9 protein-coding genes and 1 pseudogene are annotated in these 11255 nt (G+C 39.6%); 7 read left to right on the forward strand and 3 right to left on the reverse strand.

Annotated features, from left to right (window positions below; genetic code table 11):
* Nucleotides 1-26 precede the first annotated feature (26 nt).
* The 3 genes from ACUVXA_RS09835 to ACUVXA_RS09845 form a co-directional block, all read right to left on the reverse strand.
* Nucleotides 27-260 (reverse strand): hypothetical protein, encoded by a 234-nt coding sequence (locus tag ACUVXA_RS09835; RefSeq protein ID WP_445871084.1) that lies wholly within the window; start codon nt 258-260, stop codon nt 27-29.
* A 793-nt stretch (nt 261-1053) separates the two neighbouring features.
* Complete coding sequence (locus ACUVXA_RS09840) at nt 1054-2736, reverse strand: NAD(P)-dependent methylenetetrahydromethanopterin dehydrogenase (RefSeq protein WP_445871085.1); 1683 nt, start codon at nt 2734-2736, stop codon at nt 1054-1056.
* Nucleotides 2737-2773: 37 nt separating this feature from the next.
* The gene (locus ACUVXA_RS09845) at nt 2774-3421 is read right to left on the reverse strand and encodes a hypothetical protein (protein WP_445871086.1); all 648 of its coding nucleotides are present in this window, start codon (nt 3419-3421) and stop codon (nt 2774-2776) included.
* A gap of 313 nt (nt 3422-3734) precedes the next feature.
* On the opposite strand from ACUVXA_RS09845, the gene ACUVXA_RS09850 reads away from it, so the two are divergent.
* The 7 genes and pseudogenes from ACUVXA_RS09850 (at nt 3735) to ACUVXA_RS09880 (ending at nt 11226) form a co-directional block, all read left to right on the forward strand.
* Entirely contained in the window at nt 3735-6281 is a 2547-nt protein-coding gene (locus tag ACUVXA_RS09850) for a hydrogenase iron-sulfur subunit (protein ID WP_445871087.1), read from the forward strand.
* A complete protein-coding gene (locus ACUVXA_RS09855; RefSeq protein WP_445871088.1) occupies nt 6278-7036 on the forward strand; it encodes a hypothetical protein in 759 nt (252 codons plus the stop codon). Before ACUVXA_RS09850 ends, ACUVXA_RS09855 begins: the two co-directional genes overlap by 4 nt.
* A gap of 5 nt (nt 7037-7041) precedes the next feature.
* Complete coding sequence (locus ACUVXA_RS09860; RefSeq protein WP_445871089.1) at nt 7042-8370, forward strand: Ni/Fe hydrogenase subunit alpha; 1329 nt, start codon at nt 7042-7044, stop codon at nt 8368-8370.
* 309 nt (nt 8371-8679) lie between these two features.
* Nucleotides 8680-8950 (forward strand): annotated as a pseudogene (gene hgcC / locus ACUVXA_RS09865) (HgcAB-associated protein HgcC).
* 103 nt (nt 8951-9053) lie between these two features.
* Nucleotides 9054-9881, forward strand: coding sequence for an arsenite methyltransferase (locus ACUVXA_RS09870; protein WP_445871090.1), 828 nt, complete (start codon nt 9054-9056; stop codon nt 9879-9881).
* Between the two features lie 320 nt (nt 9882-10201).
* Nucleotides 10202-10939 (forward strand): metallophosphoesterase family protein, encoded by a 738-nt coding sequence (locus ACUVXA_RS09875; protein ID WP_445871091.1) that lies wholly within the window; start codon nt 10202-10204, stop codon nt 10937-10939.
* A 122-nt stretch (nt 10940-11061) separates the two neighbouring features.
* On the forward strand, nt 11062-11226 hold the full coding sequence (locus ACUVXA_RS09880; protein WP_445871092.1) for a hypothetical protein: 165 nt from the start codon (nt 11062-11064) through the stop codon (nt 11224-11226).
* The last annotated feature ends 29 nt before the right edge of the window (nt 11227-11255 follow it).

The following is an 11255-nucleotide window of genomic DNA, read 5'->3' on the forward strand; positions in this document are numbered from 1 at the left end:
ATAGCCATATATGGTATTATTTAGTATTAAATCTTCCTACTGTTGTAAACCCTTTCAGGCAAAATTAAACCCAGAACCCTGTCGGGACCCAAGGCCCTGACACAAAGAGAAGCAGTAACCGCCGAATCAATTCCTCCACTTAAACCAATAACCACCCCATCCTTTTCAAACAGATTTAGAGAATTTTTAATAAAATCACAAAGCCTATCGCACACTTTTTCATAATCTAAGGTAAGGGCACGAACAATATCAATAGTCATAAATAACACCCTTCCCTTTTCACTAATCTCTCATGGGAGAATTTAAGATACCTTAGAAATAACAGAATAATAAAATCGCGGAATATGTAAATAGTATAAAGAAAATATCTATGAACACCGAATCCTCCTCTATTTCTCCCAACGAATTCAGTTAATCTGTAGCGCATTTATTCGAATTATTCTCCAAAAGTTTTTATTTAAATATTTTCTTTTCTAGCCAATTTTAAGAATTTCAGAAAAAAGTATTTTCAGAAAGCGCCAGGAAAAATATAGAAAGAGAGCTGAAATTTTTTTAATCAGAATCTACTGAATTCTTATATATAAATGAAATAATTATCAAAGAGATAAAAGCTTTGGAATTTAGTATGTACTAAACTCACAGTATTCCCAAATTTCCTTCATTAAGAATAAAAAAGGTGAATGGTGATGACTTATAGTCGCGTAGGTTAATTATTAATTCTGATAGCAGGGTTCATTATTCTACTCCAATCCTACAAGTTTCTTACATATGATACACTCGAAAGTTTAAGATTAGCTTTTTCATGCGGAATGATACAGGTCTTTTCCCCAGTTGGTAATATATATTTCAACACCTTGTTTTCAGACACTATAAATAAATTAATATTCTCCACCATTTTCCTAACTCTATTTGTCTATTCATTCCAAAATCTTATCAGTAAAGTGGTCAGCAATAATAAGAACAGGAAATAACCAAAAAACCAGAACAAAAATTGCCCAACAAAATTCAAAAATAATTACTCAAAAATAAAAAAGGGAATAGGAGAGAGAGAAATCAACCAGCCTTAGGGGCGGCTGATTTCCCCAGCAGAAACTCTCTTGCAGTCTCAAATGCGGCTAGTTGATCGAAGACTGCCTTTCCTTTGGCCTCCTTAGCCTTTTTTAGTAGTGCTTCCTCAACCTGTCTTTTAAGCGCCCCAATTGCTAGTGAGCCGGTGCCGTAAACTTCATGTTTCAGCTCTTTCTTATCATCGTTTCTATCGAGTCCTTCAATTCCCAGTGGGGGTACGGCGTTAACGTCTAGGAGCACTTTTCCCGGTCTTAGGCGGTCTACATCTTCTTTGGATAGAAGTTGTACGCCCGCTTTCGCCACGGAGAACACCATATCGGCGTCTTGCACTACAGCCATTAATTGCTCTTTGTTGGGAGCAAACACCCCTTTGATTTCCACATCAAATTGTGCGTTTAGATCAGCGGCCACAGCTTTAACATAGTCTTTACTGGCTCCGGACCAGGTTTCCACCATGTACACTTTGCATCCCAGTTTTGCCGCTAGTACACAGGCGTATCTTCCTACTGGTCCTGTTCCGCCTAGGACCGCTACTTTCATCTTTTCAACATCGCCTAGATTCAGGGTTACCACGGCTTCCTCTGCCTTGGCGACCAGAGCCGACGCAGTAGTGCAGGCTCCTCTGGGATCAAATATTACGGGGACCTCGAAGGGCGGTACTAAGGATTTAACGGCTTTCTCAAATATCTCCTGGGCCTGGTTTACGTTGCTCCCACCAACAAATATTGCGGTGTATTTCGCTCCTTTAGGACCTCGGGAGAATATTATGTCTTGTACTAGTCTCTGGGCTTGGTCTGCCGTTACTCCACCCAGAGGAATCACAACGTCGAACCCGGCATCGTATGCCATATTCATGTCAAAGGGGCTCGCGTGTTGATCCGTGTCTAAGAAGTATAAGATGTGTTGTCTCTGCTCCTTCTTCTTCACCACTATGGGTATTACTTCCACATGGTTGGATTTCAGAAAATTAGATAGCTCGGTGGTTTCTTCCGGGTTCTTTACTTCCTTTTTCACCTTAACGGTGACCAAATCCACATCTAGATCAGCGCAAAGCTTCGATACTCCATCGGTGTGACGCGGATCGCATATGAACATGGCGGTAACATTTTTTTTCTTAGACTCTCTTGCCCGGTCCAGGATCCCCATCATCATCCAGGCTTCGCGAACCCTAAATTTCAAGTCATCTTCATTTTCCCGTAGCTCTTGTTCGAAGTACTGACCCCAGGTAACTAGGTTTAGAAAGTGTTCATCACTCTTTTTGGCTTCAGGATTCTTGGCGATGACTCTCGCGATCTGGTTCTTCAGAGCATTTCTCAGCTCCTGCTTCCAGCTCATGGTGGACCAGATATAGTCGCGGGCGTTATCTGAGATATCAACATAACCATAAGGAATTCCACGCTTTTTGAAAACATCAACTAGAGGATTGTCATAGAGAAATTCTTCATCGCTTCTAGTGCCCCGCTCCTCAACACAGAAGTCGGGCTCATACTCCTCAGCCATCTTGTCTATGAAGTCTCGGTACTCCCGGGACATGATTCTCAGTTCTGAGAAAAAGTCTTTTTGGGAGGCGGGAGGCTCCATCAGGTGCCAGTCGATCTCGTACTCGCTCTCCACCATAACTAATCTTAGTTTCTGTCCCTTCAGTGGCTCTAATTCCAATACTTCCATTTTTCAACCTCCCATAAAAAAATTTTTAATTTTTAATTTAGTGCATCAACTCATCCGGTTCCATTTGAGCATTTACCCTTATTGGCAGAACCACAAATCCTGCCTCGTTCATTTGTTTTGCTAATTCTAGGAATAGATGTGTGGATGAAACATGTATGCAGGTTACTTCCTTTTCCGGAACTTCGTTGGCTAGGTCAACCATCTGTTTGACTATCCATCTAGCCATAACTTCAGTGTTCATGTATCTCTCTTTTTCATCAGCTTCTTTCTCGTAGAATTCTATTAGAGATTTCATGTTTTGACCCTTGTAGGTATTAGCGTTTTCTGGATCCTTAGCTAGGTATCTTTCTAATTCTTCTTTCAATTCTTTTACTTCTTCTCTCACATCATCTATTTCTTGTTCCATATACATTCTCGCATTGTTGGGTATTCCTAACCTGAAGAGTGGAACCCCGAATTCTTTGAACTCTTCCATTTTCACATTTTGCCCATCAGCACTGTACATGCAGTTTTTTTCAGCGGTTACAAAATCGGGCCGATAATTTAGTAGCATGTCTACTATCGGGTTATCAGCCTGTTCGGTGAAGCAATCATCGTGAGAATTGACCTCTTTGGAGTTTCCCTCTTCATATAATACCACGGTGAGGGTTTTTTTCCGCAATTTTTTTACTTCTAATTCTTCCATTTTTTTTCCTCCAATTTTTTTCTCTGATTAAACTATAGGAGGGGATTAAAATTTAAAACTAATCTGAACTTGTCTTTTCCATATTTAGACAATTTTTATTGTCAAAGAAATTATGGATTAACGAGATAAAAATAGGAAAAATTGAATTTTTTTGACAATTAGAATTTATTTTTTTGATTATCTGAAAAGTCAATTTTAGTAATCAGACTATTACAATTTTTAAGACAATAAGTATAATAAGTTTGACAATTTAATTTGTCAGTCCTAACTTATGAAAATTTTTATTAAGTAATAAAATTCTCGTGTTAATCTGGTGAAAAAAATCAACGTGGTGATACCCATAGACTTGTACAATATTTTAGGCCACCCCCTTAGAAGAAAAATCCTACTACTACTGGAAAAAGAGGGGTACATGCAGTACTCAGATCTACTAAAAGAACTAAATATTGAAACCACCGGGCAGTTAAACTTCCACCTGACAAAGCTGGGAAACCTGATCACTAAGGATGGAAAGGCTTACAGGCTCTCAGAGGACGGCAAAACAATTATCAGAATAATGGAGTTAAATGAGAAAATACTCTCCGGTGAAGAGGTAGAGAAGATTGAAACCAGAAAAACGGAATTAAGCCGAGTGGGGATAATCATCTGTACCTGCGGATCGGAAGTTGAACAGCCCATTAACGTAGAGTCGCTTAAGAATCGCATCTCCCGAATTAATAATGTGGTATCGGTGGCGGTTTTTGATAATCTGTGCCAGGAAAAGAACCAAAAAAAGATTCAGAAATGGTTTAAGGATAATTTCATCAATAAGGTTGTTATTGCTGCGTGCAGCCCCCGAACACACTCTCACATATTTTACCGCATATTTGAGAATCTCATTCCCATAACCAACATTGACTTTGCCAATATCAGGGAGCAGTTATGCTGGGTGAATTCTAAAAAACCCGTGGAAGCCTTAGAAAAAGCCAGACTACTAATCGAAGCCGCTGTTGAAAGGGTTATTCTTCAGAAAGAAATTAAAACCAAAACTGTTGAGGTTCAGAAAAGTGTGGCCATTATGGGCGGAGGAATTGCTGGTATGAACCTGGCTTTAAAGCTGGCGGAGGCCGGATTGAAGGTTTATATTATTGAAAAGTCGCCTACCCTAGGTGGAAAGGTTGCTAGATGGAGCAAGATTGAGGGCGTTTTGGACTGTGCCTCCTGTTTCCTCTCTGAACAGATTCTCTCCCTGGTGCAGGAGAAAAATATAGAGATTTTTACTAACACCGAGATTTTAAATGTCTCAGGAAGTGTGGGAAACTTCACAATTGAGCTGGTTCGGAAACCACGTTATGTGGATGAGGATAAGTGCACTGGCTGTAAACGATGCATGAGCATCTGCACAATCACCAAGAAAAACGAGTACGAGTATGGGTTGGACGAGCGGAAGCTAATTTACATTCCCTTCGTTAACGCTTATCCTTATTCTGCAACCATAGATGAAGAGGATATTGAGAAGTGTAGAGAATGCCGGGTCTGTGAACGGGCCTGCTTGAATAAAGCCATAAACCTTGACCAGAAACCTACTATAATGACTATAAAAGTGGGAGCAAAAATTCTGGCGATTGGTTCTGACCTTTACCAAGATCTAGAAAAATATAATCATAACCCCAGTAATGACATTATTACTTCGGCCGAGTTTGAAAGAATCCTGGCCTCAGACGGCCCAACCCAAGGCAACCTTATTAAATTGTCTGATGGAAAGGAGCCACAAAAAATTTCAATTATTCAAAATGTGGGCAACCAACATCTTAGTTCAGACTATTGCTATATTCTGTCAAGAAAGTATTTAGAAATGATTCGAGAGAAACTTTCTGACTGTGAAGTTGAGATTTTAATTGACAATGAGATGGTACCGGAAAATAGGTTAGCACTAATTAATTTCCCGGATAAAGTGCACTCGGTTAAAATATTAGAGATAAAAAATGAAGGTAACAGAAAAATTATCAATACTGATAAAGGAAACTTTGAATCAGACCTGATAATTCTAAACATTGGAATGGTTCCGAATAAAGATCTCTCGGAGCTTCGTAAAACCTTGGACTTCGCGTTCGACGATAATGGATTTATGTCGAAAGAAACTCTGAGCTCTGGTATATATGGATGCGGAACCGTTACCGGTCCCAAAGATTATCACACAACCATAGCGGAGTCAAATGATGTAGCTCTTCAAGTAATTTCGCTGCTATCCAAGGACTACCTACTCGCAGATATCAGTGGGATAGAAATTGACTATGAGAGATGTGGCCTATGCGGACTATGTGTATCTATCTGCCCCTTTAACGCCATATCATGTGAGGATGATAGGATCGTCATTGACGATTTCAAGTGTAAGGGTTGCGGAGTGTGTGTGAGTATTTGTCCCACAAAGGCACTGGAGATGAATGTGGAAACCAGAGAAAAAATTCTGAAATCCATAGAGGTTTACAGTAAATATAGTCATAAACCGAAGATTATGGCCTTTTGCTGTGAGCACTGCGGGTACGCAGCAGCAGATGAGGCTGGTTTAAAGAAAATACAGTACAACCCAAATATTTTCATAGAGATGGTACCCTGCACCGGTAGAGTGGACACCGAATTTATCTTAAAATCACTGGAACAAGGATTCGACGGAGTACTCGTGGTAGGTTGCAAACATGGATCCTGCAGGTACATAGATGGTATTAACAAGTTGGAGAAAAAAATCAAAATACTGAAAGATGTGGGAATCCCCAAGATAGAAGATAAACTAGTTATTTCCTCACTTAACGCAGTAGAAGGATATAGGTTCGCTGAGATAGTTAATCGAATGCATAATAAATTGTCGGAGATGGTGGCATGAAATTAAAATTATCAGTAGTTTCACTCAACTCTTGCAACGGCTGCATTTCCACCCTAGTATCTTTAGATGTTTTTCTTAATCTGGTAAAATCGGCGGAACTGGTTTATTTTCCATTCATTGAAGATTCATATCCTACAACGATAAAAGAAGACGAAGAACTAGAATACTCCGACATTACTCTGGTGGAAGGATGCGTTACCCAAAAAGACGAGGAAGAACTGCTAAAGAAACTGCGAAAATCTTCTAAAAAAATAATTGCACTCGGTGCCTGTGCCATGTTTGGAGGAATAGAGAGCCTATCACACAGTAGTCGAAAAGAACCTATATCGAAAATCATAGAAATCGATGGCGGTATACCGGGCTGCCCCCCACCTGAAAATGTTCTGGGCACGTCCATAATCTCATTACTCGAGGGAAGAGCTCTTCCCAAGGCTAATAGGAACCTATGTGCAGTTTGCGATTTAAGACCAGCTCTGGAAAAATTCAAAACAATCAGGGTTGATAAAATACAGCCGGAACAATTTCCTAATACCTGTTTTCTTGATGAAAACGTACTCTGTCTCGGACCTGTAACCCGAGAGGGCTGTGACGCAAAATGTATCAAAATGGGACTACCCTGTGAAGGTTGCATGGGCCCACCCGAAGGCTTAGATTACACTGCAAATGTGATAAACTTTCTCTCAACACTTGAACTATCTGATAAACTAAAAAAGTATGAGGGAGTCATATTCAGGCTTTACCGCCCTAGGACGTGAAAGAAATGAAGAGAATAATTGAGCCCGTAACTAGAATCGAGGGCCATGGTAAAATAACAGTATTTATTAAGGATGGGGAAATCTCGAGCGCTAATTTTGATATGTATCTACCTCGAGGATTTGAAAAAATTTTAGAAGGTAAACTTGTAGAGGATGTTCCCCGAATCACCTCAAGAATTTGTGGTCTCTGCTCCTCTGCACACGCTATAGCTGCCTGCAAAGCCTTGGAAAAAATCTACGATATTACTCCATCAAAACCCTCTATCCTAATGAGAAAACTACTCTTAATTGGTGAACTGGTAAGATCCCACGCACTACACTTCTTCTACTTCGCTTTTCCAGACATTATATCCATATCCGAAAATAATCATGAAAGATATGGAATTCAACAGTTTTCAAAAATCGAACCCGACTTAGTTGACAAAATGTTCAGAGTAATTAAAATAGGAAACGAACTCCTAGACCATATTGGAGGAAGAGTGCCCCACCCGGTAACCAGTCTAATCGGTGGAATCTCCAAAAAATTAACTGAAAAAGAAGTTTTGGGATTACAGTCCAATCTTAGAAGAGGCACCACTATAGTCAGAGGAATAATAGATAAACTCTTAGAATATATGAACAAAATCGGTAAACCACCAGAACTCTTCAATATGAAAGATCCTTCATTCATGGCGTTAAATGAAGGCGGAAACTTCAACTTATACGAAGGAAAATTCCGCATAATTAAGGGTAAAAAGGTTTTAGCAGATTTTGAACCGGAGCAATATTCCAAGTTCGTTAATATCGAGAAAAAAGCACAGGGAATTCAAATTAATCTGAACGGGGGAGAACCATTATTAACAGGACCAGTAGCTAGAAACCAGATAGTGGAAAGATACGGGGTCTACGAAGTACACAGCCTACTGGATGAGGTACCCAACGGCTGGAAAGAAAGTCTACTTTACTCAAACTTCCTAAGACTAATAGAGATACTCGCATCAATGTACGATGCCATACTGATACTTAACGACCCAGAAATAACAGAAGTATTTGAAATACCTATTTTCAAGGAAGTTGTTTCAACAGTAGGCATCGGAGTTGTAGAGGCTCCCCGAGGAACACTAATACATCAGTATCATGTAAACAACAAAAACATGGTTGAAGCAGCCACTATTATTACTCCAACCGAATTCAACCTATCAGCTATTGATCAAAAATTATTACAAACATGTAGAGAAAGTTATCAAAACAAGCAGGATGTTGAGAAACTGAAAGAAGACGCGAAAATGGCTATACGAACCTTCGATCCCTGCGTTTCTTGCGCAACCCACCTAGTTGTCGATGTAATTATTTGAGAAATTTTAAATTAACTCTTTTTTATAAAATTCTTTCAATTTCTTTCCGTACATGACGTGCAATTTCATTGAGTTAATGCATCCTTGGATCCTAAAACCATGGAATTCATTGAATTTATTGAAAACGAATATCAAAATATATTGAAAAAAATCTAATTAACATAGCAAAAACCTGTATCTTAAACACTGTATCTAAAATATGTAGTGGTATTGGTGTAAGCTTCTTATTTATGGGAATATTCAGAAATTACTGATTTTTCATAAAAGTTTAAAGTTACTGTAAACAACAGTTTTTTTGAGGTATTGAAAATGGTCCAAGAACCGAATAACTCATGTTTCATGCCAAAAGAAGGTGAATCTGGCTGCTGTAAAGTCGAAGCGATCGTAAACATAGATGAGAGAGGTCAGATGGTTCTTCCTAAGGAAGTTAGAGACAAAGATCAAGCCCGAGGATAAATTAGCGGTTGTTAGCTTTGAAAGAGGAGGGAAGGTATGCTGTATCTGTTTAATCAAAGTTGAAAATCTGACAGAGATGGTAAAGGACATGCTTGGACCGGTAATGAAAGAGGTACTGAGATAAATCATGAGCCTTGATTAGAGAATCAAGGAAATATCGCAATAAAAAAGTTCAGCAATTTCCCAACCTAGAAAAAATAAAACCGATGAAAAAGAAGGCAGTTAAAATGGAAGAAGTAAAGAAGGATGAAATAAAAAAAGTTGTAAGAGAAGGCTACGCTAAGATAGCTCAGGAGCGGAGTTCCTGCTGTGCTCCTGCAACCCCAAGTACCTGCTGTGGAAGTAGTGATTTAACCCAAGATATTAGTAAATTTTTGGGTTACACAGAAGAAGAGCTCAAATCGGTTCCTGAAGGGGCGAATCTGGGTCTCGGTTGTGGCAACCCCGTCGCTCTAGCCTCTCTGAAAGAAGGGGAAACTGTTCTCGACTTGGGGGCCGGTGCTGGTTTCGACTGTTTCCTCGCAGCTCACAGGGTTGGTCAGACGGGAAAAGTTATCGGCGTGGATATGACGCCGCAGATGGTGGAAAAAGCGAGAGAAAACGCCCGAAAAGCAAACTACAAGAATGTAGAGTTCCGTCTGGGAGAGATAGAGAATCTGCCTGTGGCAGATAATTCGGTGGACGTGATTATTTCAAACTGTGTGATAAATCTCTCACCGGATAAGGCCAGAGTCTTTGGGGAAGCTTTCAGAGTGCTCAAACCCAAGGGAAGACTCATGATTTCAGATATGGTTTTACTGAAGGAATTGCCAGACTCTATAAAGAACAATGTAAACGCGTATATCGGCTGCGTATCCGGCGCTGAATTGAAGGATAAATACATTGAGCTTATAAAAAATGCAGGATTTCAGGACATCAAAATCGTAGATGAAACCACTCTCCCCCTAGAAATAGTTCTCTATCCGGTTGAAGATCTAAAATTACCATTGAAGACCGTGAAAGAATTCGGCAGCGCCATTGTTAGTATAAAAGTTGAAGGAATTAAACCGGCATAAAAAACAAAGCTAAGCCATAAGCATCATAAATAAAATGGCACAAAAAGGGTTAAGACTTCCTTTCACCCTTTTTTAGATAAAGAATTTTTAACTCTAAGTCCTACTTTTTATGGTGTATGCAAAAGTTATGATTTGTATGAACAGAATTTTTTAAAAAAAATTCACGCTTTTCAAGTGATGCCAAATTAAATATATTTTAAAAATCCACTCCACGAAACAGAATTAAAGTATTATTTTTTTACTCTTTTATTCAGAAATTTAAATTAGATAAGAAATTAATAAAACATGATGGATAGATAGAAGAAATGTAAGGACGGTGTATGGTGTTGGAATTTATGATTGCCCATGTCTCCGATTTGCATGTGGGCTCTGGTGAGTTTATGCCCGAAAAGCTCGAAACATGCATTGATGAAGTTAACAGTTTGTCACCGGATTTGGTTGCTTTGACTGGAGACCTCACTAATTCTGGTTTTGAGAGAGAATATAAGCAAGCCAAGGATTACATTGATAAATTCAAGGCCAAGACTGTTGTAATCCCAGGTAATCACGATACTCGGTCTACTGGTTACATTTATTTTGAGGAGTATTTTGGCGAGGCAAACCAGGTTTTGGATCTGGGAAATGTGACCGTGGTGGGAGTGGATAGCACTCTCCCGGACAATGACGAGGGTTATTTGGGAAGAGATAGATATCTCTGGCTCAGCAAGAATCTCGGTAGAGTGGAAAAGAAGGATTTCCGAATTGTTCTAGTGCATCACCATTTAATCCCGGTTCCGGGAACAGGCATGGAAAGAAACGAGCTTATCGACGCTGGAGACGTGTTGGCAACACTGGTGTCTAATAAAGTAAACCTTGCACTCTGCGGTCATAGACATGTACCTTACACTTGGCAATTAGAAAACCTAATGGTAATAACATGTGGAACCGCATGCACCGGATACGTAAGAGCCAGAATATCACAGGCCTATTTTATTATTAACGTAAAAGACGATTCCATGAAAATCACCCTGAAGGAAGTAGATGGCAAAGAAAAATTCTTAAGAAGCATAAAATATTAGGCCTACTTGCCAGCCAAGAATGAAAAATTTCAAACGTTTTTCATTCTTAAATAGTTCTTCGGATAGGGTTTACAGCAGTAGAAAGATTTAATGATAAATAATACCATTCTTAGACTTTAATCGTGAACCTAAACATCCACAGAGACGTCCAATACAAGGCTACAACCCTGCCCACGAGAACCAAGCCGACAATCAGCGTGGAGAACAAAAATCCGCTAAAAGGAACCACCGCTGGGCAAAGCAAAGGTTTCCTTCCAAAGGCGGACCACGACTTAAACGCTGCCTAACCACGCCCTCGCCACCACCAGTTTGAGCG

It is taken from the genome of Candidatus Jordarchaeum sp. (assembly GCF_052745115.1).

What these genes read in the sequence shown, in the direction of transcription:
- ACUVXA_RS09840 (WP_445871085.1), bottom strand. Translation starts at nt 2,736, where the DNA reads ATGGAAGTATTGGAATTAGAGCCACTGAAGGGACAGAAACTAAGATTA.
- ACUVXA_RS09875 (WP_445871091.1), top strand. Translation starts at nt 10,202, where the DNA reads ATGGTGTTGGAATTTATGATTGCCCATGTCTCCGATTTGCATGTGGGC.
- ACUVXA_RS09845 (WP_445871086.1), bottom strand. Translation starts at nt 3,421, where the DNA reads ATGGAAGAATTAGAAGTAAAAAAATTGCGGAAAAAAACCCTCACCGTG.
- ACUVXA_RS09855 (WP_445871088.1), top strand. Translation starts at nt 6,278, where the DNA reads ATGAAATTAAAATTATCAGTAGTTTCACTCAACTCTTGCAACGGCTGC.
- ACUVXA_RS09870 (WP_445871090.1), top strand. Translation starts at nt 9,054, where the DNA reads ATGGAAGAAGTAAAGAAGGATGAAATAAAAAAAGTTGTAAGAGAAGGC.
- ACUVXA_RS09860 (WP_445871089.1), top strand. Translation starts at nt 7,042, where the DNA reads ATGAAGAGAATAATTGAGCCCGTAACTAGAATCGAGGGCCATGGTAAA.
- ACUVXA_RS09835 (WP_445871084.1), bottom strand. Translation starts at nt 260, where the DNA reads ATGACTATTGATATTGTTCGTGCCCTTACCTTAGATTATGAAAAAGTG.